22 protein-coding genes are annotated in these 22,291 nt (G+C 74.8%); 8 read left to right on the forward strand and 14 right to left on the reverse strand.

Annotated elements, in window-relative coordinates; translation table 11 throughout:
• Window positions 1-81 precede the first annotated feature (81 nt).
• Together ACIQWA_RS09445 and ACIQWA_RS09450 are read right to left on the reverse strand one after the other, a co-directional pair.
• On the reverse strand, window positions 82-2,295 hold the full coding sequence (locus ACIQWA_RS09445; protein WP_402480298.1) for an RICIN domain-containing protein: 2,214 nt from the start codon (window positions 2,293-2,295) through the stop codon (window positions 82-84).
• 475 nt (window positions 2,296-2,770) lie between these two features.
• Window positions 2,771-3,265, reverse strand: a complete 495-nt coding sequence (locus ACIQWA_RS09450) for a hypothetical protein (RefSeq protein WP_402480301.1) — start codon at window positions 3,263-3,265, stop codon at window positions 2,771-2,773.
• 693 nt (window positions 3,266-3,958) lie between these two features.
• Here ACIQWA_RS09450 and ACIQWA_RS09455 point away from each other — a divergent pair.
• Window positions 3,959-6,454, forward strand: coding sequence for a cytochrome P450 (locus ACIQWA_RS09455; RefSeq protein WP_402480303.1), 2,496 nt, complete (start codon window positions 3,959-3,961; stop codon window positions 6,452-6,454).
• Window positions 6,455-6,478: 24 nt separating this feature from the next.
• Here ACIQWA_RS09455 and ACIQWA_RS09460 read toward each other — a convergent pair whose 3' ends face one another.
• The 4 genes from ACIQWA_RS09460 to ACIQWA_RS09475 form a co-directional block, all read right to left on the reverse strand.
• On the reverse strand, window positions 6,479-6,619 hold the full coding sequence (locus tag ACIQWA_RS09460; protein WP_360240413.1) for a DUF6126 family protein: 141 nt from the start codon (window positions 6,617-6,619) through the stop codon (window positions 6,479-6,481).
• A 109-nt stretch (window positions 6,620-6,728) separates the two neighbouring features.
• Window positions 6,729-7,073 carry a metalloregulator ArsR/SmtB family transcription factor gene (locus ACIQWA_RS09465; protein ID WP_360240416.1) on the reverse strand — a complete coding sequence of 115 codons (345 nt, stop codon included), beginning with the start codon at window positions 7,071-7,073 and terminating at the stop codon, window positions 6,729-6,731.
• A 230-nt stretch (window positions 7,074-7,303) separates the two neighbouring features.
• Window positions 7,304-7,768, reverse strand: a complete 465-nt coding sequence (locus tag ACIQWA_RS09470; RefSeq protein WP_402480306.1) for a hypothetical protein — start codon at window positions 7,766-7,768, stop codon at window positions 7,304-7,306.
• A gap of 285 nt (window positions 7,769-8,053) precedes the next feature.
• Window positions 8,054-9,313, reverse strand: a complete 1,260-nt coding sequence (locus ACIQWA_RS09475; protein WP_402480308.1) for a glycoside hydrolase family 3 N-terminal domain-containing protein — start codon at window positions 9,311-9,313, stop codon at window positions 8,054-8,056.
• Between the two features lie 26 nt (window positions 9,314-9,339).
• Here ACIQWA_RS09475 and ACIQWA_RS09480 point away from each other — a divergent pair, with 26 nt between their 5' ends.
• Window positions 9,340-9,732, forward strand: coding sequence for a hypothetical protein (locus tag ACIQWA_RS09480; RefSeq protein ID WP_402480311.1), 393 nt, complete (start codon window positions 9,340-9,342; stop codon window positions 9,730-9,732).
• Window positions 9,733-10,027: 295 nt separating this feature from the next.
• Here the strand turns inward: ACIQWA_RS09480 and ACIQWA_RS09485 are convergent, their stop codons facing one another.
• Window positions 10,028-11,575 (reverse strand): PLP-dependent aminotransferase family protein, encoded by a 1,548-nt coding sequence (locus ACIQWA_RS09485; RefSeq protein ID WP_402480313.1) that lies wholly within the window; start codon window positions 11,573-11,575, stop codon window positions 10,028-10,030.
• A 28-nt stretch (window positions 11,576-11,603) separates the two neighbouring features.
• On the opposite strand from ACIQWA_RS09485, the gene ACIQWA_RS09490 reads away from it, so the two are divergent.
• Window positions 11,604-12,440: a methyltransferase domain-containing protein gene (locus ACIQWA_RS09490; protein ID WP_402480315.1), complete on the forward strand. Its 837-nt coding sequence runs from the start codon at window positions 11,604-11,606 to the stop codon at window positions 12,438-12,440.
• A 71-nt stretch (window positions 12,441-12,511) separates the two neighbouring features.
• The gene (locus ACIQWA_RS09495) at window positions 12,512-12,769 is read left to right on the forward strand and encodes a hypothetical protein (protein ID WP_402480317.1); all 258 of its coding nucleotides are present in this window, start codon (window positions 12,512-12,514) and stop codon (window positions 12,767-12,769) included.
• Here ACIQWA_RS09495 and ACIQWA_RS09500 read toward each other — a convergent pair.
• Entirely contained in the window at window positions 12,747-13,061 is a 315-nt protein-coding gene (locus ACIQWA_RS09500) for a hypothetical protein (RefSeq protein WP_402480320.1), read from the reverse strand. The genes ACIQWA_RS09495 and ACIQWA_RS09500 overlap by 23 nt on opposite strands.
• A 75-nt stretch (window positions 13,062-13,136) precedes the next feature.
• Window positions 13,137-13,637 carry a MarR family transcriptional regulator gene (locus ACIQWA_RS09505; protein ID WP_360240437.1) on the reverse strand — a complete coding sequence of 167 codons (501 nt, stop codon included), beginning with the start codon at window positions 13,635-13,637 and terminating at the stop codon, window positions 13,137-13,139.
• Between the two features lie 108 nt (window positions 13,638-13,745).
• On the opposite strand from ACIQWA_RS09505, the gene ACIQWA_RS09510 reads away from it, so the two are divergent.
• The 3 genes from ACIQWA_RS09510 (at window position 13,746) to ACIQWA_RS09520 (ending at window position 17,098) form a co-directional block, all read left to right on the forward strand.
• Entirely contained in the window at window positions 13,746-14,669 is a 924-nt protein-coding gene (locus ACIQWA_RS09510) for an EamA family transporter (protein ID WP_402480323.1), read from the forward strand.
• 116 nt (window positions 14,670-14,785) lie between these two features.
• On the forward strand, window positions 14,786-15,424 hold the full coding sequence (locus tag ACIQWA_RS09515; RefSeq protein ID WP_402480326.1) for an NAD(P)-dependent oxidoreductase: 639 nt from the start codon (window positions 14,786-14,788) through the stop codon (window positions 15,422-15,424).
• Window positions 15,425-15,559: 135 nt separating this feature from the next.
• Window positions 15,560-17,098 (forward strand): alpha/beta hydrolase, encoded by a 1,539-nt coding sequence (locus ACIQWA_RS09520; protein WP_402480327.1) that lies wholly within the window; start codon window positions 15,560-15,562, stop codon window positions 17,096-17,098.
• 25 nt (window positions 17,099-17,123) lie between these two features.
• Here the strand turns inward: ACIQWA_RS09520 and ACIQWA_RS09525 are convergent, their stop codons facing one another.
• Both ACIQWA_RS09525 and ACIQWA_RS09530 read right to left on the reverse strand, forming a co-directional pair.
• Window positions 17,124-17,504 (reverse strand): hypothetical protein, encoded by a 381-nt coding sequence (locus tag ACIQWA_RS09525; protein WP_402480330.1) that lies wholly within the window; start codon window positions 17,502-17,504, stop codon window positions 17,124-17,126.
• An 18-nt stretch (window positions 17,505-17,522) separates the two neighbouring features.
• A complete protein-coding gene (locus ACIQWA_RS09530) occupies window positions 17,523-17,909 on the reverse strand; it encodes a hypothetical protein (protein ID WP_360240452.1) in 387 nt (128 codons plus the stop codon).
• Window positions 17,910-18,460: 551 nt separating this feature from the next.
• On the opposite strand from ACIQWA_RS09530, the gene ACIQWA_RS09535 reads away from it, so the two are divergent.
• A complete protein-coding gene (locus ACIQWA_RS09535) occupies window positions 18,461-19,918 on the forward strand; it encodes a lytic transglycosylase domain-containing protein (RefSeq protein WP_402480333.1) in 1,458 nt (485 codons plus the stop codon).
• Between the two features lie 183 nt (window positions 19,919-20,101).
• Here the strand turns inward: ACIQWA_RS09535 and ACIQWA_RS09540 are convergent, their stop codons facing one another.
• From ACIQWA_RS09540 to ACIQWA_RS09550, 3 genes are all read right to left on the reverse strand, one after another.
• Window positions 20,102-20,689, reverse strand: a complete 588-nt coding sequence (locus ACIQWA_RS09540; RefSeq protein WP_360240458.1) for a TerD family protein — start codon at window positions 20,687-20,689, stop codon at window positions 20,102-20,104.
• Between the two features lie 171 nt (window positions 20,690-20,860).
• The gene (locus tag ACIQWA_RS09545) at window positions 20,861-21,523 is read right to left on the reverse strand and encodes a hypothetical protein (protein WP_402480335.1); all 663 of its coding nucleotides are present in this window, start codon (window positions 21,521-21,523) and stop codon (window positions 20,861-20,863) included.
• Window positions 21,520-22,155, reverse strand: a complete 636-nt coding sequence (locus ACIQWA_RS09550; RefSeq protein ID WP_402480337.1) for a class I SAM-dependent methyltransferase — start codon at window positions 22,153-22,155, stop codon at window positions 21,520-21,522. Before ACIQWA_RS09550 ends, ACIQWA_RS09545 begins: the two co-directional genes overlap by 4 nt.
• Window positions 22,156-22,291 lie beyond the last annotated feature (136 nt).

A 22,291-nucleotide genomic window follows, 5' to 3' on the forward strand; every position in this document is an offset into this window, starting at 1 on the left:
ACCGCCATCCGGTGACGGCGGCCGCACCCGTGGTGCGGGGTGGTGGTGCGGGGCGGTGCGGGATCGCGCGGTCGTACCGAGCTATGAGGTCTTCAGCAGCGACCAGTCCTGGTACGGCCGGCCGTTCGGCTGCTGCAACTCCAGCAGCCAACCACCGTAGTACCAACGGTCGCTGAGCCCGAGCACCAGGCCGGTCCCGTCGGCGGTGAGGGTGAACCCGCCGTCGGTGGCGGCGAGTTGCCACTTCTGCGCGGCGGCGTCGGAGCACGGCTGCTGCGCCACGTACTGTCCGGCCACCGGGGTGCCGCCGAGCTGCAGGCACTTGCCCGAGCGCGCGGACTTGATCCGCAGTGCGCCGTTGCCGGCGTCCTCGAACTGCCACTTCTGGTTGGCGTAGCCGGTGCGCTGGTAGCCGATCGCCACGGTGCCGTCGTTCATCGAGCTGCCCCACAGGTCGGCGGCCTGGCCGGTGAGGCCGTTGACCATGCTGTAACGGGTGCCGGGCTGCGGGCGGCCGGCGTCGGCGAGGGTGCGGAAGCTCGCCGCGCGGCCGGGCTTGCCGACCGTTCCGGCGGCGTCGCGGACGGCGACGGCCACGGTGTAGCCGCTGCCGGGCGCCAGTCGGACCACGCCGACCACGGTCGAGCGGACGGTGCCGATGGTCTCGCCGTTCAGCTGGACGTCGTAGCCGGCGGCGGCGGGAACCGCGTTCCAGCTCAGCACGACCGAGTTCTGGGTGATCTGACTTGTCGTCACATCGGGGCCGGTGCCGCCCGGGGCCGGGGTCCTGGTCGGCGACGGGGAGCCGGTGGGCGTGGCGGTGGGGCCGCCGGTGGGCGTCGGGGACGGCGAGGGCGTGCGGGTGGGCGTTCCCGTGGGGGTCGGGCCAGCAGTCTGGGTCGGAGTCGGTGTCGGAGTCGGGGTGGGGTTCGGACCGGTCCCGCCGCCGTTGCCCGCGATGAGGAAGCGGTTGTTCGCGACGTTCCAGTGCGTGGCCAGGTAACTGCCGGGCGCCGGGGAGGTGTTGTAGTAGTCGTCGTGGTTGCAGTCGAGCCGGTCGTCATGCGCGCGGTCCGCGCAGGCGATCCGCATCTGCGGGTAGTACGGGGCATCCGAGTAGCACATGATGTCCCACTCGTCCGTGCAGTGACCGGCCTTGCTGGAGTTGGGTGCACTGTTGTTCACCGCGCCCAGGTTGTGGCCGAGCTCGTGCGCGGCGGTGCTCCCGCTCCAGCAGCCCGAGTCGGTCCGGCCGTACGAGGGGCCGAAGTTGCTGAGGTTGTCCTGGCCCGGGCGCTCGTCACCGGCGAAGGTACCGATCCCGCAGTACACCTTGGCGTCGGTGAACATCATGTACTTGCGGTCCTTGCGGTTGAACCCCTGCGCGGCCAGGGCGCGGTTGCTCGCGTTGAAGTCCTGGATCTCGGAGTCGGCGATCTGCACGTTCAACACCGAGGCCGTGCAGTCGGGTTCGGTGACGAAGCGGACGTGCCGCACACCGCCGGTCTCGGCGGCGCTGGCGTTGTAGATGACGTCGACGTCCGCCGCCCACTTCTTGAAGGAGGACAGGTACTGGGCGAACCGGTCATTGCCGGGGGTGTGCACGTACACCACCTGGACGCGGTTGCCGCTGCTGCCGTCACCCTCGCAGACCAGGCCCGATCCGGCGGCCGGGGCGGCGGCGGGCGGGGCGGCGGCGTCCTGCCCGGCGGAGCCCTGGCCGGCCTCGCTGAGCAGCGCCTTCCGGGCGGCGTCAAGGACGGGGGCGCCGCCCTTCAACAGGTCGGCGGCGGAGGGTGGTTGGGATCCGGTGGGCGGGGTGAGCTCGGGCGCCCGGGCGGCCGGGGCGGCGACCGGCGGAACGTCCTTGTGGATGTCCACGTCCTTGGGCGGCGCGTCCGGGCCGTGGCTGCACTGGGCGCTGCCGGTGACCTCCAGCATGTTGCCGCAGCGGTCACCGGTCGGCAGGTTCAACCCCGCGTAGACCAGCCCGCGGTCGGGCTGGTCCTTGGGTATCGCCTTGGGCGGAGCGGCCTTCTCGTCCCGCTTCGGGGCGGGCGCCCTGGTGGCGCCCTCGGCGATGCCGGTCTCCCCCGGGCCACCGTCGTCCGCGACCGCGTCGAGCGGCGCGTCCGCCGCCGTGGCGGTGCTGCGCATCGCCCCGGGCTCCAGCGCGGTGCGCAGGCCCAGGGTGCCCACGACCAGTGCGGCCGCGACCGCCGCGGCGACCAGGGCGCTCCTGCGGGTGAGCCTGCGGCGCCTGCGCCGACGGAGTTCGCTGCTCCGGTGTCCCATCGCGTTCCTTTCCTCGTGCGACGGTCCGGGCCCCGTGGTGAGGGGTCCGAACCTTCCGACACGAGGGAGAGCGGGTGGGGCGGTGGGGAATAACAGAAACCTCTTGCGAAATTCCCGGGCCCGTTCGAGACGGGGCGAGACGTGGCGAGGCGAGACCCGGCAGGGCGAGACGTGGCGAGACGAGACGAGGCGACGCGCGGCCGGGCGGGGCGGGGCCCAGCCGCCCGGGCGGCAACGTGCCGGGGAGCGCACTCGGGGGGTACGCGCTCCCCGGCACAGGGGTGGTGGCGGCCACCCGGCCGGAACCCCCGGAGCCTGCGCCCCGGCGGCCGTGTCGAATGCTAGACCTCCCGCCGGGAGTCGACCAGCGCCCCGGACAGCGAAGTTTCCGCCTCGGACATGCCATCGCCATCCGGGACATGACGATCCGTCACTTGGCTCACTCCAGCCCTCGCCCCGGCCCCCGCGCCGACCGTCAGGCCGCGACCTCCACCCGGGCCGGGCCACCGGCTTCCGGGCCACCAGCTGCCGGGCCGCCGAGCACCGGACCAGCGACCACCGGACCACTCACCGCCCCCGCCGCACCGCGGCCGCCGTACAACCGGGCCAGCCCGGCGGCGAGCACCGCCCGGTCCCCGGCGAGCCACACCCGCAGCGCGGCGGAGAGCGCGGCACTGGCCGGGCCCGCCGACGGCCCGCCGGTGCGCACCAACCGCTCGCCGAGCAGCGGCAGCAGGTCCGCGACCGGCGCGGGCAGCCAGAGGGTGACCGCACAGGGCGCGGGCCGAGCCAGGACCCGCAGCAGCGGCAGCACCGAACCGTCGTCGTGCAGCGAGGGGATGACCTCCAGCAGCCCGTCGACCGCGACGCCGGAGACGTCGCCGCCGTGGCCGCGCGCGAGGTCCCGCAGCAGCGCCCGCTCGGCGGCCGTGATCCGGACGGTCAGCATGACCTCGTCGTCGCAGTCCATGGTCCCGTTCCCCTGTCGTGGAATTGGTGGAGTCTGGAGGGTCGTGGAGCCCGGCGGGCGGTGCGGTCCGACGGGGCGGTGCGGTACAGGCGGGCAGTGCGGTACGGGCGGGCAGTGCGGTACGGGGCATTCCTGCCCCGCGACCGCCGTCCGCTACCGGCGTTATCAGGCCGTAGTGCCCGCCGTAGCGGCGGTGGAGCACCCGGGGGCGGCGGGCCGGGAGAGCTCGGCCGCCCTCGGGGTCGGTGTGGCAGACGAACGGGCGCCCGGGCAGCCGGCGGGCCGGTGGCGCAGACGGGTCATCGGATTCCTCCTTCTCCGCCCACCATGCTGGCCCTCGCGCGGCCTTGCGGCGAGGGTCCAAAGACCCTCCCTCAGGACCCGTACGGCCGCCGGGAAGAGGACATCGGCGCAGGTCAGGGCAGTGGGAGTGAGCCGGCCCGGGGCCGGCGGGCGGGCCGGGCGGCGGGCCTGACGGAGGCACGGGCGCGGGGCCGGCACGATGCTCGTCCGTTGGAGTGATCCGGGCGCGTTCGGCGCAACGCCCGTCGGACCGGCGCGTTTCCCATGGCGTGCGCCCTCTGCCCCGGGCGCACGCGGGGTCCGCGCTCGACGGCCCCCGCCACCCGGCCGGCCGGCCGGTGCCTTCCCCCGGTACCGCCCGCACCGGCCTCTCTGGTGAGAGGAAGTGTCATGACCCTGCCGACCAACGCCCTGCTGGCAGAGACACGGAAACGGATCGTCCCCCCGAGAACCACGCCGCCCCCCGCACCCGCACCCCGAGCCGCCGTCCCCCCGCTCGCCCCCGGCGCCCTGCCCGGACTCGGCCACGCGGCCGCCCTGCTGCGCGACCCGCTCGGCTTCCTCGGCTCGCTGGCCCGCCACGGCGGTGTGGTCCGCATCCGGCTCGGGCCCCGCACCGTCTGCGTGGTGACCGACGCCCGGCTGGTCCACACCCTGCTCGTCGCCCTCGCCCACGACTGCCCGCGCGGCGCCGTCCAGGACACCCTCAAGACCGCCTTCGGCGACGGCCTGCTGATGTCCGAGGGGCAGGCGCACCGCGACCGCCGCCGGATCATCCAGCCCGCCTTCGGCCCCGACCGGATGGCCGGCTACCTGGCCGTGATGCACCAGGTCACCGAGGAGCGGGCCGGCCGCTGGCGCCCCGGCCAAGTCCTCGACGTGGCCAAGGAGATGAACCATCTCGCGCTGGAGATCGTGACCCGCTCGCTGTTCGACGCCCGGCTCAGCGAGGACGCCACCCTCGCCTTCCACCGGGCGCTGCCCGACCTGGTGAAGGGGCAGATCGTCCAGTCCCTCTACCCCCACCCGGCCCTCGCCCGGCTCCCGCTGCCCGTCAACCGGCGCTTCGACGCCGCCGTCCGGGTGCTCAACCGGGTGGTCGACCAGGCCGTCAACGGCCGCCCCGGAACGGCCCTTCCGGACCAGCGCGGCACCCTGCCGGCCCTGCTGCGCGCCGCCACCGACCCGGCCACCGGCCGTCCGCTCACCGAGGCCGACGTCCGCTCCGAGGCCATCACCATGTTCGGCGCCGGCACCGAGACCGTCTCCACCACGCTCACCTGGCTGCTCGACGAACTCCTGCGCCACCCCGAGGTCGAGGCCCGGGTGCTGGCCGAACTGGACGAGCACCTGCCCGCCGGGACCACCCCCACCCCCGAGGCGCTCGCCCGGCTCACGTACACCCGCAGCGTCACCCAGGAGGTGGTGCGGCTGCACGCCCCCAACGCCTTCCTGATGCGCACCGCCCGGGTGCCCGTCGACCTCGGCCCGTACCGGATCCCGGCCGGGACGGAGCTGCTGTACAGCCTCACCGCGCTGCACCGCGACCCGCTGCGCTACGACGATCCGTCGAGCTTCCGGCCCGAGCGCTGGCAGGACGGCGGCGGGCTCGGACGGCCGTCCTTCCTGCCCTTCGGGGCGGGCAAGCACAAGTGCATCGGCGAGGCCTTCGCCTGGGCCGAGCTGACCGTCGCGGCCGCCGCGATCCTGCGCCGCTGGCGGCCGGTGGCGGTGCCGGGGGCGCGGGCCCGGGAGGTGGTGTGGACCACCGTCCAGGCCCACGGCCTGCGGGTCCGGCTGGCGCCGCGCGGCTCCGCCGCGCCGAGTGCGACCGCCTCCGCCTCCGCTCCGGCGGGGCGGGCTGTGGTTCCTGCGGGCGCCGCCGTCCCCGTGGGCCCCGACCGGCCGCACTCCGGCGGCTGTCCGCTCACCGGCACCAGACCCCGCCCCGGCGCGCCCGCCGCCGTACCCCTCCCCCGGCCGCCCGCCGAACTGCGCGCCGCCGCCGACCGGCACGCCGACTGGGCGGTCCGCCACGGCCTGCTCGCCCCCACCGAACTCCCCGACTACCGGGCCTACGCCCTGCACGAGCTGATCGGCCACGCCTTCCCCCGCGCCCGGGGCACCGAACTGGACCTGCTGGTGGACATGCTGGGCTGGTTCACCGTCCTGGACGACCGCTTCGACGGCCCGCCGGGGCGCCGGCCCGCCGAGGCCCACGCGCTGGTCGATCCGCTGATCTCCGCCCTCGACGGCGACGCCCGCCCGGCGGCACCGGGCGACCTGCTCCTCACCGCCTGGCAGGAACTGTGGGAACGCCAGCGCCGGTCCACCTCCCCCGCCTGGCGCGCCCGGGCGGCCCGCGAGTGGCGCGCCTGCCTGGCCACCTTCCCCGCCGAGGCCGAGCACCGCGCCCGCGGTACCGTCCCCGCCCTCGGCCTGGCCGACACCATGCGGCTGCGCCGCCACGGCAGCTGCGTCTACCCGTTCATGAACATACTGGAACGGGTCCACGGCGCCGACGCCCCCGCCGCCCTGCACGCGGAGCCCGCACTGCACCGCCTGCGCGCCAACACCGCCGACGCCGCGACGCTGATCAACGACCTCTACTCGCTGGAGCGGGAGGAACGGCAGAGCGCCGCCGCGTTCAACACCGTCCTCACCCTCCAGCGGGTCCGCGGCTGCACCCGCAGCCGGGCCGTCCGGGCGGTGCGCACCCGGGTCAGCGCCCTGCACCGGGAGAACGAGCGGCTGCGCCGCGACCTGGCCCGCCGCCACCCGGCGGGGCGCTGGTACCTGGACGGCACCCGGGAACTGGTCGCCGGTGTCCAGGCCTGGACCAGCACCAGCGACCGCTACCTGGTGCCGGGCGACCGGGCTCGCTGACGGGCGTCGCGGGCGGCCCGGCCGCTACTTGCGGTCGCCGAGCGCGAACAGCAGCAGGACGAAGCCCGCGAACAGGTGGGTGGCGAAGATGTAGATGCCGGCGCGGATCAGCATCGCCTTGCGGCGGCGCTTCTCCTCGCTGGTGCTGTCGGCACTGTCGCCCATGGGGCTGCTCTCCTCGGGTCGGTCACGGTCACGGTCGCCCGGCCGGTGGGCACGCGGCTCTCGGCTGCGGGGCGGGTTACAGGGCTACGGGCTGCGCACTGCTACCGGCTCAGCGGGGCGACCGGCTTCCGGCGGCGCGCAGCTCGGTGAGCAACGCGCCCTGGTCGGTGATCAGCTCGGTCAGGATCCGCCGCGCCGCGCTCAGCAGCTCGGCGACGTCCGGGGTGCTGAGCGCGTACACCACCGTGTTGCCCTCGCGGGTGGCCGTGACCAGCTGGGTGCGGCGCAGCACCGCGAGCTGCTGGGAGAGGTTGGACGGTTCGATCTCGATCTCCGCCAGCAGCTCGCGCACCGGGCGGGGGCCGTCCTGGAGCAGTTCCAGGACCCGGATCCGGACGGGGTGGCCGAGGGTGCGGAAGAACTCCGCCTTGGCCTGGTACAGCGGGACCGGCATGGCCCGTTCCCTTCCTCGGATCCGGCTCGGTGGTCGTCCGGTCGGCCGGTCGCCACGGCCGGGCGGGGTCCGTACCGCGGCCGGTAGGCATCATCGCTACGGATGAAGATTTCTTCAAGTCGTCACAGTGGAAGGTGACCGCTCCCACATCGACGGCCGGGCCGGGACGGCGCAGAGCCGGGCCCGGGAGGCTGCCAACTCCCGGGCCCGGCAGTCCGAATGACGAGCCGTCAGCAGACTACAGGCAGTTCCAGGGTGACCGGGGCCGGTCCGCGCAAGCTCCCCTCCACCGAGAAGGAGGCGTGCACGAGCGACCCGCAGGACACGGTGGCGCCGACTCCGTCCACCCTGACCGTGCTGACCCTGAACTCGGTGCGCCCGGCCACCGCGCCGAGCGGGCCGACGCCGGCCAGGTCGGCCGACAGCTTGGTGACCAGCTCCTGCGGCGCCGGCGGCCACGGCGTTCCCGGCGAGGGCGGCCCCGCCAGCCCGATCAGGCCGTACAGCACGACGGCGTCACCGGTGACGTCCGCGCAGACCCTGGTGGACAGTCCGGCCTGCAGGCCGGAGCGCCCGCAGGTGGTGACGGTCGCGGACTCCTGCCCGGCGGCGACCGCCGGCAGCGGCGCGCCCAGCAGCGCGACGACACCGGCCGCGCCCGCCGCGATCCGGGTGACGCGGGTGATGCGGTTCATGGCTCCTCCTTCGGAGGGTGTGAGGAATGAACTCGTGGGACGGGGATCGAGCAATGCGTCATGGCACATGTGACATTTCATGTGTGCCTTGACGGCAACTCTGCCATGCGATTCAAACCCCCAAGCGCCACTTCCCCTTCGAACCGATGCCTCCGGCCGAAAGCACGCCTACGATGGCGTGTTCCCATGCGGCAGGGCGAACCCCAACACCTCGCCGGGCATCGGCCCGTTGAACCCGGGATGAACCGTTGGCCCTCCTGCTCGGCCCCGCCGCCCGGGCCGCCGTCAGTCGAGGTCCTCCCGCAGCGCGTCCACCCGGGCGACGGCCTCCGTGAAGGCGGCACGGTCGAGGCCACCGGAGTCCAGGGCCGCCGCCAGGGCGGTGGTGGCGTCCTCGCCCTGCTGGGGGTCGCGGGCGGAGCAGAGGATCAGGTCCATCCCGGCCGCCGCGGCGGCGACGGCCCGCGGGCCGGTCGGACCGTACGGGGTGAGGGCGCCGGCCTCCAGAGCGTCGGTGACGGTGACGCCGTCGAAGCCCAGGCGCTCGCGGAGTTCGCCCTGGACCACAGTGGGCGACAACCCCGCCGGACGGTCCGGGTCCAGCGCCGGGTAGACCGCCCAGGAGGCCATCACCAGGCGCACCCCCGCGGCGATGGCGGCCCGGTACGGGGCCTCGTCGCGGGAGCGCAGCCGGTCCAGCGGGACGGGGAGGGTGACGGGGCGGGCGTCGGTGTTCTCGTCGCTGGCCGCCGCACCCAGGCCGGGGAAGTGCTTGGCGGTGGCCGCCACGCCCCGGCTCTGCTGGGCGGCGAGGAAGGCACTGCCCAACTCGCCCACCGCGGCCGGGTCCTGGCCGTAGGAGCGCTCGTGGCGGTCGATGAAGTTGCCCGGGGTGTCGTAGACGTCGAGCACCGGGGCGAGGTTGACGTTCAACCCGGCATCGCCGAGCGTTCCGGCGGCGCCGACGCCGGAGTCCACGGCGGCGGCGAGCGGATCCGGGGCCGTCCCGGTGCGGCGGGCGGAGAGCTCCGGCGCCCCGGGCAGCCGGCGCACCTTGCCGCCCTCCTGGTCGGTCATCAGCAGCAGCGGGCGCGCCCCCGGGGCCTCGGCCGCGGCCTGCTTCAACGCGGCCACCGCCTCGGCCAGTTGCGCCGGACCGGTGACGTTCTCACCGAACAGGATCACCCCGGCCGCCCGGCCCTCCCGGATCGCCCGCAGCACCCCGGGCGGCGGGGTCGGCCCGGGGTAGGAGAGCACGATGCGCCGGCCCGCGAGCTGCCGCGAGTCCTGCTGCGGTTCGGTCATCGCCAGGTTCCTCTCACCGGGAAGCCCACCACCGCGCGTCACCGACCCGGCCGGAACCGGGCCGAGCGCGGCCGCCACCACCAGCAGCACCGACGTCCACCGGGCGATCCGCCGTAACGGGGCCATCCGTCCCTCCAGAGTCAGCAACGGCATCCGGTCCGCCAGCGTATCCAGGAACCCGCCCGCCGGCAGCCCGTACAACCCCGCACCCAGCGCGACCGTCCAGGACGTGTCGATCACTGTGGGACAACCCTTAGTGTGCTCGCATGTTCGATCACCTGGAGATCCTGTCGGCGCGGCAGCACGGCCTCGGCGACCAGGCGCGGTTCCTGGTCAACGCGGAGGACCTCGTCGCCGGGTCGATCGGCTCCTGGGGCCGCGGCCTGCCGCTCCCGGTCCTCTTCCCCGGGAGCCGGCCGAGCCCGCTGCGGGCGAGCGCCTGGCCCCGCCGGGTGAGGCTGGGCGAGCCGGACTGCACCGGCGGCTGCTGCGGGTACCTGTCCGCCGTCGTGCAGCGGATCGGCGACGTCGTGGTCTGGTCGGCCTGGGAACTGCCGACCGACGCGGGCCGCCCGCCGGAGTTCACCTTCGAGGCCGCTCGGTACGAGGCCGAGGTGGACCGCGCCGAGGCCGACCCCTGGTGGCGGGTGAGCGGCTGAACCTCCCGGGGACGCGAAGCCCCCGATGGCCCCCGGCCGCGAGCGGGGGGGCCTCGGACGGCGTGCTCGACGAACTGGCCGCAGTCATGGAAGCGGGCCGGGACGACGATGTCGAAGGCGTCGTCGGCGAGGCCGCTGTCGGCGACCGTCGGGCCCGCCGCGTCGGTGGCGGTCCCACGCGCGGTGTGGCGGTGCAGGTGACAGGCGGGCGCGGCCGGGTTCCGTGCCGTCCTGGCCAGGACGTCGGCTTGGTCCGGAGCAGTGGGTTCTGTCGCGCCCATGGTGGTTGCTTCGCTCATGCGGGAGCCGGGCGGGCACCTGGAGTGCCGCCGCCGGTTCCGGCCCGGCGGACCAACTCCCCCAGGACGGCGATGCCTTCGGCGAGGTCGCCCGGTGGGACGGCCGCGTAGCCGAGGACCAGGCCGGGCGGGTACGGCAGGCGGGCGTGCCAGGACAGGGGCTGCACCTTGACGCCGCGGGCGAGCGCGGCGGTGGCCAACTCCACGTCACTGCACCCGAGATGCTCCGGCAGGGTGAGCATCAGGTGCAGACCGGCGGCCGCGCCGTGCACGGTCGCGGTGGGGAGGTGGGTGCGGATGGCGGCGATCATCGCGTCCCGGCGTCGGCGGTGCCGGCGGCGCAACAGCCGGAGGTGGCGCTCCAGTTCACCGGACTCCATCAGCCGGGCGAGCACCAGTTGGGGCAGCACCGGGTTGCCGAGGTCGGCGAAGCGCTTGGCGTCGAGCACGGCCGCGCGCAGCGGCGGCGGCACCAGCAGCCAGCCGGTGCGCAGCGCCGGGGCGAGCAGTTTGGAGGTGCTGCCCGCGTAGCAGACCCGGCCGGGCAGTTCGGCCCGCAGCGCGGGGACGGGCGGGCGGTCGTAGCGGTGCTCGGCGTCGTAGTCGTCCTCGATGACCAGGCCGCCCTCGTCCGCCCAGCGCAGGAGTTCGCGGCGCCGGTCGCCACCGAGGACGACGCCGGTCGGGTACTGGTGGGCCGGGGTGAGCAGTACGGCGGGGGCGCCGGTGGCGCGCAGCGCGTCGACCCGGATGCCCTCGGCGTCGACCGGGACGGGCGGGGTGGCGGTGAGCCAGTGGGCGAGGTGCTGGCGGGCCCCGAGCGAGCCCGGATCCTCCACGGCGACCTCGGTGATGCCCGCCCGACCGAGGGCCCGGCCGAGCAGCGCGAGCGCCTGGGCCGTCCCGGCGACCACGAGCACCTCCTCCGGGTCGGCGCGGATGCCCCGGTTGCGGGCGAGCCAGTGGGCGACGGCCTGCCGCAGGGCGGGGGTGCCGCGGACGTCCCCGTAGCCGAGGTCGGCTGCGGCGAGGCCGTCGAGGACGGCCCGTTCGGCCCGCAGCCAGGCGGCGCGGGGGAAGGCGGCGAGGTCGGGCACGCCGGGGGTGAGGTCGATCCGGGCGGGGGTGGCGCGCAGCTGGTCGAAGACCTCGGGGTCGGGATCGTCGCGGAACAGCGCGGGTGCCGGGCGGGCCGGCGGAGCGGCGGGGACGGCGGCGGGTGCGAGGGCGACCACGACCGTACCGCCCCGGCCCCGCCCGGCGACCTGCCCCGCCTCGGCGAGCCGCCGGTAGGCGTCCGTCACCACGCCCCGGGAGACCCCGAGTTCCGCCGCGAGCACCCGGCTGGCGGGCAGTCGGGTGCCGGCGGGCAGCCGCCCGTCGGCGACGGCCTCGCGCAACCGGCGGGCCAGCCAGTCGGTGAGGCCGCCGGGCGGGGCCTCGGCGGCATCGAGCTGGAGGAAGTCGACCCCGGTCTCCCCGGTCTCCCCGGCCGGTCCGGCCTCTTTGGACCTGTCGTTCCCGGCGGCTTTGGACCTGTTCACCGGTCCATACTGACGCGAGGGTTGAGCCATGACCACCGAAACGACCCTGTTCCCCGCCGCCCCGTACGTCCACGGCTACTCCGACACCGAGGCACAGCGCCTCGGCGACCAGGCCGACACCCTCGCCGAGTTGCTGCACTCGGGCACCGCCTACCCGGCGGGCAGCCGGGTGCTGGAGGCGGGCTGCGGGGTGGGTGCGCAGACGGCGCACCTGCTCACCGCCAGCCCGGGAGTGCTGCTCACGGCGGCGGACATCTCGGCCCGGTCGCTGGCCCGGGCCCGGGCCCGGATCGCCACCGCGGCGCCGGCGGCCCAGGTCACCTGGCACCACGGCGACCTGCACCGACTGCCCTTCCCGGACGGCGCGTTCGACCACGTCTTCCTGTGCTTCGTGCTGGAGCACCTTCCCGACCCGACGGCCGGACTGGCCGCGCTGCGGCGGGTGCTGCGGCCGGGCGGGACGATCACGGTGATCGAGGGCGACCACGGCTCGGCCTTCTTCCACCCGGAGACCCCGGCGGCCCGCCGCACCGTCGACCACCTGGTCCGGCTCCAGGCCGGGGCGGGCGGCGACGCCCTGGTGGGGCGTCGGCTGCACCCGTTGCTCACGGCGGCCGGGTTCGCGGACGTGACGGTCCGCCCGCGGACGGTCTACGCGGACGACGGCCGCCCGGCCCTGGTGGAGGGCTTCACCCGGCGGACCTTCGTCCCGATGGTCGAGGCCGTCCGAGCGGAGGCCCTGGCCGCCGGGCTGACCACCCCGGAGGCCTTCGACCGCGGCATCGCCGACCTGCGCCGGGCGGCCGAACCGGGCGGGACCTTCCACTACACCTTCTTCAAGGCTGTCGCGGTCAGGCCGGAGTAGCCCCCGACCACCGCCCCACGCCGGGAAAACGCCTCGCCCCCCGGGCCCGGCGCACTGCGAGGATCCGGGGAATGGGAATGGACATCCACGGCTTCATCGAGTACCGCCGCACGCACGGCGCACCTGTGGACGAGGGCGGCGAGGACACCGCGTGGAGCGCGGCGATGGACCTCTACGCGCTGTACTGCGGCCGGAACTACGACGAGTTCGGCCGCCTCTTCGGGGTCCGCAACCTGGCGGGCTTCCGACCGCTCGCCCCGGACCGGGGCCTGCCCGAGGGCCTGCACGGGCCGGACAACGTGCGGCTCACGGTGTGGTTCGACTCGTAGCACCCGTCGCCGAAGGGTCCGGCGGAAGGTCCGCCGCCCGAAGGTCCGCTGCCGGTGTGGCCGCCGGAGGGCCCGCCACCGGGCTCGCCGAGGAGGTCGGCCCGTACAGCGGCAGACCGAGTTCCGTCATCCGGTCGGCGATCAGGTCGTTGCACGCGCGGATGCCGGGCACGGGCTCCGGCGACGCGTCGCGGATCGCCTTCATCGCGTGGACGTGGCGCCGCACGGCGAGGTGTTCGTCGACCGTGCGACGGACGTCGGCGGGGAGTGCGGTCCAGAGGGGGCGGTCCATGGCCGCCATCCAAGGCGGGGACGGCCGGCCCCGGCAATCGATTAACGACCGGTCGCACTGCCGGCCAACCGTCGGTCAGCCGGCCGGGTCGTCCCCGAGGTCGGCGAGCAGCGCGCGCATGGCGTCGACGAGCGCGGCCCTGCGGGCCTCGTCGAGCCCGGCCAGCATGCGGTGCTCGTTGGCGATGTGGTCGGGGAGGGCGCGGTCGATCAGGGCGTGGCCCTCGGGGGTGAGTTCGACGTCGCGGCTGCGGCGGTCGTGGTCGCTGCGGGTGCGGGTGACCAGGCCGCGGGCTTCCAGGCGGTCGAGGCGCTGGGTGATGGCGCCGGAGGTGACCATGGCGGACTGCATCAGGCCAGTGGGGGTGAGGCGGTAGGGCGGGCCGCTGCGTTTGAGGGTGGCGAGGACGTCGAAGGAGGGCGCGTCCAGGCCGTGTTCGGCGAAGGTGCGGTTGAGTTCGGCGTCGACCAGGCGGTAGAGCCGCTTGAGCCGGCCGAACACCTCCATCGGGGAGACGTCCAGGTCGGGGCGCTCGGCGCCCCACTGCGCGACGACGCGGTCGAGATGATCTGCCACGGGTTCAGGGTAGATGCCCACCAGATCCCTTAGCGATGAGGTAACTGTGAGCCACATCACCGGCGGAATCCGCCAAAGAATGCCTTAGCGCTGAGATACATTGGCTTAGTGCTAAGCAATCGCCTCGCCGTCCTGCTGACGACGGCCCTCGCCCCCGCGGTCTGGGGGACGACCTACCTCGTCACCACCGAACTGCTCCCGCCGCACCGCCCGCTCCTCGCCGCCGTCATCCGCTGCCTGCCCGCCGGACTGCTGTTGGTCGCCCTCACCCGCACCCTGCCGAAGGGCGGCTGGTGGTGGCGCGCACTCGTCCTCGGCGCCCTCAACATCGGCGCCTTCCAGGCCCTGCTGTTCATCGCCGCCTACCGCCTCCCGGGCGGGATCGCGGCCACCGTCGGCGCCGTCCAGCCGCTGGTCACCGCCGGGCTCTCGGCGGCCCTGCTCGGCGACCGGCTCACCCTGCGCACGGTGCTCTCCGGCATCGCCGGCGTGGCGGGCGTCAGCCTGCTGGTGCTGCGCGCCGGCGCCCGGCTGGACGCGGCCGGGGTGGCCGCCGCGCTCGGCGGTGCGGTGGTGATGGCCTTCGGCGTCGTGCTCTCCAAGCGCTGGGTCTCCCCCGCGCCGCTGCTCGCCACCACCGGCTGGCAACTCACCGCCGGCGGCCTGCTGTTGGTGCCGGTCACCCTGCTGAGCGAGGGCGCCCCGCCCACCCACTACACCGCGGACAACCTGCTCGGCTACGCCTACCTCTGCCTGATCGGCGCGGCCCTCACCTACGCCGTCTGGTTCCGCGGGCTGCGCTCGCTGCCGCCGACCTCGCTGTCCTTCCTCTCCCTGCTCAGCCCGGTGGTCGCCACCCTGGCCGGCTGGCTGGCGCTCGGACAGGACCTGAGCCCGCTGCAGGCGCTCGGGGCGCTGGTCGTCCTCGGCTCGCTGATCGTCGCCCAGACCCAGCGGCCCCGCCGGGCCACCCCGACGGCCGCCGGCCCCGGGACGGACCTCCGGCCGGACCCGGTGCCCGAGAAGGCCTGACCCCACAGCACACCCGCCGCAACCCGTACCCCGCACCACCCGCACCCCACAGCGCACACCCCGCACCACCCGTGCCCCATCGCAGTCCCGTTCAGAGGAACCGAGGAGAAACCTTCATGCGCATCACCGTGTTCGGCGCCACCGGCAACGTCGGCCGACGGGTCGTGGCCGAGGCGCTCGCCCGCGGCCACGAGGTGACGGCCGTCGTCCGCAACCCCGCCAAGCCGCACGGCCTGCCGCCCACCGTCACGCTCGCCGTCGGCGACGCCGACGAACCCGCCGACGTCGCCCGGATCGCCGCCGGCCAGGACCTGGTGGTCACCGCCACCCGCCCGGCGCCCGGCCGCGAGCACGAACTGGCCGCCACCACCCGGGGCCTGCTGGCCGGCCTGGCCGGAACCGGCGTGCGCCTGCTCGCCGTCGGCGGGGCCGGGAGCCTCACCGTGCCTGGCACCGACGGCACGATCCTGGTGGAGTCGCCCGGCTTCCCGGCGGAGATCCGGCCGATCGCCCTGGCCTGCGGCGAGCAGTTGGAGCTCTACCGTGCGGACGGGGAGGTCGACTGGACGTACCTGAGCCCGGCCGCCCTGCTCGAACCCGGGGTGCGCACCGGCCGGTTCCGGCTCGGCCGGGACGAGCTGCTGGTCGACGCCGACGGCAACTCGGCGATCTCCATGGAGGACCTCGCCGTCGCGCTGCTGGACGAGGCCGAGCAGCCGGTGCACCGGCGCGCCCGGTTCACCGCCGCCTACTGAAACCGCCCACCAAAGACAGCCTCGTCGGGGCCCGTGGTGCTGGATACGCCCGCCCAGGGGTGTATCCAGCACCACCCCGAGGACGGTGTCCTGCTTCATCGTGCGTCAGCCGCCCGGCGGGACATGATCGTTCCCGTGAACACCACCGCATCCCACGGCCGCCGCGCGGCCGCCGCCCTCGCCGCCGCGCTCCTCGCCGGCCTCGCCCTGCCCGCCACCGCGAACGCCGACTCCGGCCGCAACCCGGGGGACGCCGACCGCGCCCCCGCCCGCTACGCCCGGCAGGCACTCGACTGGCAGCCCTGCGCGGGGCAACCGGCCCTGGAATGCGCCACCATGACCGTCCCGCGCGACTGGCACCACCCCGGTGTCGGCGCCGACCTGAGCATCGCCGTCTCCCGGCACCGCGCCACCGACCCGGCCCACCGCAAGGGCGCACTGATGGAGACGGCCGGCGGCCCGGGCGGACAGGGCCTGCTGCGGCCGATGGACCTCGCCCAGGGCGCCCCCGCGGTGGCCGCCGCGTACGACATCGTCAGCTTCGACCAGCGCGGCGTCGGCCGCAGCACCCGCGTCGCGTGCCAGACCCCGGAGGAGTTCCAGGAGTTCCTGGCCGGGGACTACCGCGACCGGTCCCCGGAGGCGATCGACCGCGTCGTCGCCAACTCCCGCAAACTGGTCGAGGGTTGCGAGAAGAACAGCGGCGACCTGCTGCCCTACCTGACCACCGAGCAGACCGCCCACGACATGGACCTCTACCGCTCGCTGCTCGGCGAGAAGAAGATCAGCTACTACGGTGCCTCCTACGCCACCATGATCGGCGCCTACTACGGAACGCTCTTCCCGCACCGGGTCGAGCGGATGGTGCTGGACAGCAACATCGGCTTCGACGGCACCTGGGAGCAGTTCGAACTGGGCCAGCCGATGAGCTTCCAGCGCCGCTTCGAGGAGGACTTCCTGCCCTGGATGGCCGCCCGGGACGCCACCTACCACTGGGGCTCGACCCCGGCGGAGGTCGGGGCGCACTGGGAGCAGCGGCGCGCCGCCCTGCACGACCGACCGATCACCGACGGGTCGTTGACGCTCGGCCCCAACCAGCTGGACAACGGCACGATCAACGCGATCTACAGCGAGAAGGCCTTTCCGCTCCTGGCGAGCGGGCTGACCGCGCTGGACGACTGGCAGCAGGCCGATCCGGCCGCCAAGGAGACCGCCCGCCGGCTGTTCGGCCAGTACCTCAGCCCGGAGTTCCTCGCCGAGTACTTCTCGGTGACCTGCGGCGACACCCCGTGGACGAAGGACCTGGACACCTGGATCGAGCGCGGGGCGGAGAACACCGCGCGCTACCCGCTGATCGGTGCCCGCACGCTCGCGTTCAGCTCGGTCTGCGCGCTCTGGCCGACCGCCCCGGCGCCCGAGGTCAAGGTCACCGGCGCCCACCTGCCTCCGGTGCTGATGCTCAACTCGCTGCACGACCCGGCGACGTACTACAAGGCGGCGCTCGGCGCGCACCGGGCGCTGCGCGGCTCCAGGCTGGTGACGGTCACCAGCAACGGCAACCACGGCCAGTACCCGGGCTCCGAGCCCTGCGTCACGGACACCGTCGAGCACTACCTGCTGGACGGCCGGGCGCCTGAGCACGACCTCACCTGCCCGGCGCCGCAGGCCGGTTGAGCCCCGGGACACTGGGTCCGACCGGTCAGGAGCGGGACTTCGGCCGGAGCTTGCCGCGCAGGTGCTCGGCGGCCACGGCCAGGGCGAGGAAGCCGCCCACGGACAGCTTGATCCCGACCTTGGCGACGATCCAGCCGATGCCCGGGACGGTCCAGCCCAACCAGTGGAGCGCGGCCAGCATCGCCGCGCAGCCGCAGACGATCGCCAGCACGGTGGCACCGACGGCGGCGGCCCGCGACAGTTCACGCGGGCCGTCGTCACCGTGCTCGGCGCGGTGCTCGTCGCCGTGCTCGCCGCGGTGCTCGTCGACGTGCTCGCCGGCATCCGAAGTCGCCTCTGCCGCAGCCCTGTTGGCGGCGTCGCCCCCGGCCGCGCCGGCCGTCTCGTTCGTACCCCGATCACCCATGCAGGTGATGATACGGCCTCACCGGCGGGAGTGGTGGGTGTCCCCGAGGTGCTCCCCGGTCTCGTCGTCGGGGAAGCTCACGGCCATGGTGACGCGGTACTCGAAGACGTCGTGCCGGTGCCCCGGCACCCGCGCCCAGGCGAGCGAGTGCACCTCGGCCTCCGGGGCCTGGCGGCACCAGGCGGCGGCCTCCTCCAGCGCGTGCGCGGCCGAACGCCCGGTGCACACCACGGCGGTGTAGGCGGCGACCGCGACGTCCCCGCCGGCGGCACGGCCGCTCCGCGACACCGCCCGGACGGCGGCGGCGGCCTGGGTCAGGTCACGGGCCAGGTCGCTCACCACCCGAGGAGGTGCCGGCAGGACCACCGCCCCCTCGGCGACGGTCTCCGGCAGGTTCGCGCTCACGGTTTCGGCCTCCATCCACAGGGTCACGCGGCACAGCATGCCGGACCGGGATTCCTGGCATGCCCACTTTCACCTGAACGTCATCCGTCCAGGGCCGAGTTGGGGAGGCCCTCTGGCGCCGGACCGTCCGTCCTGCTAGTGGAGGCCGCGCACGGCGACGGACATCGGGCCAGGTCAGGGGGTCGGCGACGGGCGCCGCCGGGGAGCCCGAAACGACGCCCACGCACCACCCCCGCGCTTCGAACCGCCCGTCCGACCGCCGGGGGGACCCGGCCGACCGGCGTTGGCCCTACGGTCAACTCCCGTTAGCGGCGACGGAGATGGAGCGGGGCACGGACACCGCGCCCCGGCGGTCGGACGGGCGACCCGCGGCCGGGGCGCCGCGTTCACCCGTCGTCGGGTTCGCGGCCGCCTCCCGTCCATCCTGTCCCTGTCAGATCGTCGTGATACTAATCGTTGCGGCGGCGGGCGCCGCCGATCGGCGGACGGGCACGATGACGAAGGCTCAACCGTTCCGGGAGGGTCCGGACGGCGATGGGGAGGGGCAGCAGATGGCGGCGAGGATCGGCAGTGCCAAGGGCGGGCGAAAGGTACGGATCGGCAAGCGGGTCACCGGCACGGCTGCGGCGTTCGCCGCGCTGGCCGCGCTGACCGGCTCTCAGGTGTCGGGCCTCGGGCTCGCCCCGGCCGCCGCCGCCGACGCCGGGCAGGCACAGGACGCCGCCGCGCAGGCCCCGGGCGGCTCCGCCACCCCCTTCGGCGGCCCTGCCGCCGGGATCCCCGGCACCGCGGCCGACGGCGGCAGCGCCGTCCAGTTGCCGCAGCCGCCCGGCACCCAGCCCGGTCTGCCCGCGGCCGGCCCGTTCACCGCCAACGGACCCTCGCTGCCCGCCACCGTCTTCGCCGCCTACCAGAAGGCCGAGGCCTCCCTGGCGCAGCGTTCGCCGGGCTGCCACCTGCCCTGGCAGCTGCTGGCGGCGATCGGCGAGGTCGAGTCCGGCCAGGCGAACGGTGGCAAGGTGGACACCGCCGGCACCACGCTCACCCCGATCCTCGGCCCGGTGCTGGACGGCAACGGCTTCGCCGCGATACCCGACACCGACGGCGGTCGCTACGACGGCGACTCCCGTTGGGACCGCGCGGTCGGCCCGATGCAGTTCATCCCCTCCACCTGGGCCTCCTGGGGCGTGGACGCCACCGGCAAGGGCACGGCCGACCCGAACAACATCTTCGACGCGGCCGAGACCGCCGGGCGCTACCTGTGCGCGGGCGGCCGGGACCTCTCCGACTCCGCCCAGCTGGACCGGGCGATCCTCAGCTACAACAACTCCACCGAGTACCTGCGCACCGTCCGCAACTGGATGGCGCACTTCGGCAGCGGCCAGGTGACCACGGTCGCGGACCGCCCGGGCATCCCGACCGTGCCCGGCTCGACGCCCTCGCCCTTCCTCCGGCCGTCCGGCACCACCGGCACCCCGGGCACCACCCCGACCGGCGGCAGCGGCACCGGCCCGACGCCGGGCGGCCGGCCGACGGAGCCTGCGGTGACGCCGACTCCGACGCCGTCCGCGCAGCCCACCGGCACGCCGACGCCGAGCGGTTCGCCCTCGCCCTCCGCCAGTGCGACGGCCACCCCCACCGGCACGCCGACGACGACTCCGACCACCACGCCGTCCGGCAGCGCGTCCCCGACGGCGACCCCCACCAGCACCCCCACTGGCACTCCGACCGGCACGCCGACGTCCTGCCCGAGCCCGACCGCGACCGCGACCGCGACGCCCACCGGAACGGCCACGCCCACCGGTTCGCCCTCGCCCACCGCCAGCCCGACGGCCACCCCCACCGGCACCCCGACGGCCACCCCGACCACCGCCCCGAACTGCCCGACGCCCACGCCCAGCGGCAGCCCGAGCGCCACCGCGACCCCCGGCGCCACCTCCTCCGCCACGCCGAGCGGTTCGCCGAGCGCCTCGCTCTCGCCCTCCCCCTCGGCGAGCGCCAAGAAGTAGCACCCACGCACCCACCGAACCGCCGACGGCGGCAGGACGGCCCGACCGGCCGGACTGCCGCCGTCGCCGACTGTCGGCCCCGGCCGGGGACTGCCGGCCCTGGCCGGGTTCCGGCGCCGCGACCGCGGCCTCGACCTCGACCGAGGCGCCGACCGCGGCCGAGGCGCCGGAGCCCGGGTCGGGTCACAGGTGCTTGACCAGCTCCGGCATGAGGTCCTGGAAGGTACGCCCGCTGGCGGGCTGGCCGATCGCGGCCAGCTGCCAACCGCCCGGTGTGCGCTGCACCTTGGCCATGATCTGGGCGGTGTAGGGGCCGCCGCCGGTGAGGGTGTAGCGGGCCAGCTCGACGCCGGTGGTCTCGTCCACCAGGCGGCAGAAGGCGGCCTCGACCTCCTGGAAGGTCTGCCCGGTGAAGGAGTTCACCGTGAAGAGGATCTGGTCGACCTCGGCGGACACCCTGGTCAGGTCGACGGTGATCGACTCGTCGTCGGTCGCGTCCCCGGCGCCGCCGACCAGGTTGTCCCCGCTGTGCCGGACCGAGCCGTCGTTGCTGGTGAGGTGCTGGAAGAAGACCACGTCCAGCGGCTTGCCGTGGGCGAAGAGCACCGCGGAGGCGTCCAGGTCGATCTCCTGCCCGACGGACAGCAGTTTGGCCAGGAAGCCCTTGCGCTGCACCGCCCGCCAGCCCAGGCCCATCCGGACCACGCTCAACTGCCCACCGCCCGGCTTCTCCAGGCTGATCTTCTGCCCCTTGGCCAGCGAAACGGCCATCGTGCCCTCCTCGTTCCTGCCGCCGTCCGTGCCGTGAACCTATCGTGCACAGAGAAACTATGATCATCGGACGGCGTCCGTCCAGGTCCCCTACCCAGGCGGCGACGCTCCCACCCAGCAGCTCCACCGGTTCCGCCCGCGCGGCGGGCCGGGGCCGGGGGACCGGGCGGATCAGGCGTCGCCGTCCAGCAGATGCTGGCGCACCTCCTGGAAGGTCCAGGCCCCGCCGGCCGGCCGGGAGAACACCCAGACCAGGTCGAACCGGTCCGGCCAGGTACCCGGCGCCCCGCTGCCGGCCGCACCGAGCGCCTCGACGATCCGCGGGATCCGGGAGTGCTCCCAGCAGATCAGCACCGGCTGCGTTCCGGCGAGCGCGGCAGCGGCCAGCTGGGACTCCTGGGACTCGGCGTAACCGGTGTCCACGGTCAGTCCGAGTTTGCCGGCCAGCGGGGTGACGGTCTGCCGCATCCGGTGGGCTCCGGCCAGCGGACCCTGGTCGGTGGCGGCGTAGATCCGGACGGGGGTGCGCAGGCCGGTCGCGGGCGGGGCGAACAGGGTGGGCAGCGCCTTGGCCCGGTCCCAGCCGCGCTGGGTGAGGGACTTGCCGTCGTGCTTGCCGTTCTCGTCCAGGCCGGGCTGGTTGCCGTCGGGCTTCTCGCCGTGCCGGATGATCATCACGAAGGCGGCGCCGCCCGGGTCACTGGCCCTGGCCACCGGGCCGGTCCTGTCGGCCTTGTCGGCCTTGTCCTTCGTGCCGGAGGAGCAGCCGACGAGCACCAGGGGGGCGGCGGCCAGGCCGGCAAGGAGCAGTCGGCGAGGGGGACGGGTGGTCATGCGGCACCCCGTTCCAGTCGTACGAGGGTGTCGATCGCGACGCCCTTCGCACCGCCCCGATGGCCGGGTTCGGTGTCGACCTCGCGCCGGACGCGTTCGGCCCGCACGACGTGCAGGCCGTACGGGGCGAGGTCGGCGAGGACGTCCTCCGGGGTGAGGAGCACGGCCGGGTCCTGCGGGCCGCCGACGCCCTCGGTGAGGTTGCTCAGGTCGTGTCCGATCACCAGCAGGGTGCCGCCGGGGGCGAGTGCCTCGGCGGCGCGGTGCAGTGCGGCGCGGCGGTCGGCGGCGGGCAGTTGGAGGTAGGCGACCAGGACGAGGTCGTAGCCGACGGTGGGGGCCTCGTGGGTGCGGGCGTCGCCGTGGCGCCAGGTGAGGCGGTCGGCGACCTCGTCGGGCAGTTCGGCGGTGAGGCGTTCGGCGCGTTCGAGGGCGACGGCGGAGAAGTCGACGCCGGTGACCTCCCAGCCCTGGGTGGCGAGCCAGATGGCGTTGCGGCCCTCGCCGGTGGCCAGGTCGAGGGCGTGGCCGGGGGTGCGGCCGGTCAGTTCGCGCACCACCCACCGGTTGGGCGCGGTGCCCCAGACCAGTTCACTCGCGGCGTAGCGGTCGTCCCAGCCCTGACTGTCCATGCGCTCCTCCGTTCGGCGGGCCTGTTCCGTCCCGGTCAACCTACCGGTCGGCCGCTGGTCGCGGCCCGGGTCGGTCCAGCGGGTGGACACCCTTGACGGCGAAGATTGGTCCAGTCCAATCTGTTCAGTCGAGCAC

Source organism: Kitasatospora sp. NPDC098652, assembly GCF_044760155.1.
Lineage (GTDB): Bacteria > Actinomycetota > Actinomycetes > Streptomycetales > Streptomycetaceae > Kitasatospora.

Excerpts from the sequence above, each read along its gene's own strand:
- ACIQWA_RS09515 (WP_402480326.1), top strand. The coding sequence starts at position 14,786 with ATGCGCATCACCGTGTTCGGCGCCACCGGCAACGTCGGCCGACGGGTC.
- ACIQWA_RS09550 (WP_402480337.1), bottom strand. The coding sequence starts at position 22,155 with ATGGACAGTCAGGGCTGGGACGACCGCTACGCCGCGAGTGAACTGGTC.
- ACIQWA_RS09450 (WP_402480301.1), bottom strand. The coding sequence starts at position 3,265 with ATGGACTGCGACGACGAGGTCATGCTGACCGTCCGGATCACGGCCGCC.
- ACIQWA_RS09480 (WP_402480311.1), top strand. The coding sequence starts at position 9,340 with ATGTTCGATCACCTGGAGATCCTGTCGGCGCGGCAGCACGGCCTCGGC.
- ACIQWA_RS09465 (WP_360240416.1), bottom strand. The coding sequence starts at position 7,073 with ATGCCGGTCCCGCTGTACCAGGCCAAGGCGGAGTTCTTCCGCACCCTC.
- ACIQWA_RS09460 (WP_360240413.1), bottom strand. The coding sequence starts at position 6,619 with ATGGGCGACAGTGCCGACAGCACCAGCGAGGAGAAGCGCCGCCGCAAG.
- ACIQWA_RS09500 (WP_402480320.1), bottom strand. The coding sequence starts at position 13,061 with ATGGACCGCCCCCTCTGGACCGCACTCCCCGCCGACGTCCGTCGCACG.
- ACIQWA_RS09470 (WP_402480306.1), bottom strand. The coding sequence starts at position 7,768 with ATGAACCGCATCACCCGCGTCACCCGGATCGCGGCGGGCGCGGCCGGT.
- ACIQWA_RS09455 (WP_402480303.1), top strand. The coding sequence starts at position 3,959 with ATGACCCTGCCGACCAACGCCCTGCTGGCAGAGACACGGAAACGGATC.
- ACIQWA_RS09525 (WP_402480330.1), bottom strand. The coding sequence starts at position 17,504 with ATGGGTGATCGGGGTACGAACGAGACGGCCGGCGCGGCCGGGGGCGAC.
- ACIQWA_RS09490 (WP_402480315.1), top strand. The coding sequence starts at position 11,604 with ATGACCACCGAAACGACCCTGTTCCCCGCCGCCCCGTACGTCCACGGC.
- ACIQWA_RS09540 (WP_360240458.1), bottom strand. The coding sequence starts at position 20,689 with ATGGCCGTTTCGCTGGCCAAGGGGCAGAAGATCAGCCTGGAGAAGCCG.
- ACIQWA_RS09495 (WP_402480317.1), top strand. The coding sequence starts at position 12,512 with ATGGGAATGGACATCCACGGCTTCATCGAGTACCGCCGCACGCACGGC.
- ACIQWA_RS09535 (WP_402480333.1), top strand. The coding sequence starts at position 18,461 with ATGGCGGCGAGGATCGGCAGTGCCAAGGGCGGGCGAAAGGTACGGATC.
- ACIQWA_RS09445 (WP_402480298.1), bottom strand. The coding sequence starts at position 2,295 with ATGGGACACCGGAGCAGCGAACTCCGTCGGCGCAGGCGCCGCAGGCTC.
- ACIQWA_RS09545 (WP_402480335.1), bottom strand. The coding sequence starts at position 21,523 with ATGACCACCCGTCCCCCTCGCCGACTGCTCCTTGCCGGCCTGGCCGCC.